This is a genomic window from Hydrogenivirga sp. 128-5-R1-1, from assembly GCF_000171895.1.
Genome location: NZ_ABHJ01000287.1, coordinates 1 through 1,644, shown reverse-complemented (window position 1 = coordinate 1,644; position 1,644 = coordinate 1). Strand labels below are relative to the sequence as shown.

The 1,644-nt window shown below is 34.1% G+C and carries 2 protein-coding genes; both read right to left on the bottom strand.

Going from position 1 to position 1,644, the window contains the following annotated elements; all coding sequences use genetic code 11:
• Window positions 1-864 (bottom strand): ADP-ribosylglycohydrolase family protein (locus tag HG1285_RS02365; protein ID WP_032497097.1); only part of this gene is annotated, 864 nt, incomplete at its 3' end.
• Window positions 865-927: 63 nt separating this feature from the next.
• On the bottom strand, window positions 928-1,644 hold a 717-nt coding region (locus HG1285_RS02370), incomplete at its 5' end, for an amino acid--tRNA ligase-related protein (RefSeq protein WP_008289148.1).

Sequence of the window (1,644 nt, the reverse complement as noted above, 5' to 3'; positions counted from 1 at the left end):
GATACTTTCCTCTCCATTATACGCTCCTGCAAAAGCTCCTGCAAGAAGGCCTATAGAATCTGTATCTCCTCCGTAGTTTCCATAAGAGTTTACTGCATGTATAATAACATTTTCAGTATTTGATGGTGTTTTTAGAAATACGAAAAGTGCCTGTGAAAAAGATTCTAAAGCAAATGAGCCGTTCCCAAGTTCATTGATAGCCTTTTCATAATCTGCATCCTCTTTTAAAAGTTTTTCAATTTTATCCAGATAGTTTAAAGTATCTTTTTGAGTTGCAAAAGTTTTTAAAAGCTTTAAAAAGTATTCATACTCATCTTCAAGATAAAATTTTCCTTGCAGAATCTCTCCTATAGCTACAGCAATTAAGGAAGCAACATCAATAACTATTTCATGCCTATGTGTGAGCATTACAACAGTTTTTGTCCCCTCTACAGCAAGTATTGGATTAGTGTAGTGATACATCCCAATAGGAATTGCTGGAAGGGCTCCTTCTATTGAAAACCCACCCCTTGATACTTCTTTACCTTCTTTTAAGGATTTTATAGCAATTAAAAAATGAGGGTCAACATAGTTATGTATTTCCTCTTTTTCTTCCCATTCTAAATATTTTTCTATTATATCTTTTATGTCAAGTCTTCCTTTTTCAGCAAGAGAACTGGCCACCATTTCAACAATTTCAAATTCTGACGAAGTTTCACCTTTCCTTAGAAATGAAGCACGAGACGCAGGGTGAGGCTCACACAAGTCATCTATTTTATCTCCGTAATGAAGTATAACTTCATCGACAGGTAATTCCTCAACACACATCCCCATAGAATCTCCAACAGCAGCCCCAAGAAGTGTTCCTATAAATTTATTTTTCACATACTCCTCCATTTTAATATTACTTAAATTTAAATATAAATTTTAAAAGCTTTTCGTCTACAATTATTTTTCAGGTCTTAATGTTGGGAACAGAATAACTTCTCTAATTGAAGGTGTATCTACAAGCATCATAACAAGCCTGTCTATACCTATACCCTCTCCAGCTGTAGGAGGTAGGCCGTATTCAAGAGCCATAAGGAAGTTTTCATCTATTTCCATTGCTTCGTCATCACCTTGAGCTTTTTCCTTTAATTGCTGTAGAAATCTTTCTTTCTGGTCTTCTGGGTCATTAAGCTCGGTATATGCATTTGCTATTTCCTTTTTATTAACAATAAGCTCAAATCTTTCTACTAAATCTGGGTCGTTTCTATGGGTTTTTGCAAGAGGTGAAAGTATTTTTGGAAAATCTATGACAAATGTTGGCTGAATTAAATCTTCTTCAATAAAATGTTCAAAAAGCTTGTCCAGTATTTTTGAATGGGTCAATTCATCGGCTTTTTGTATTCCGACCTCTTTTGCAAAATCCCTTGCTTTTTCTTCATCAAGGAAAAATTCTTTATCTTTCCCAGTTTTTTCTTTTAAGGCATCAAAAAATGCAAGTCTTCTAAATGGTTTTTCAAAATCAAGCTCCTGACCTTCCCACGTTATTTTTAAAGTTCCAACTGTATCTAAAAGAATTTTTCTTAAAAGTTCTTCTGTTATTTCCATTAAATCATTATAATCAAGGTAGGCAGCGTAAAACTCAACCATTGTGAATTCTGGATTATGGGTTGTGTCTAT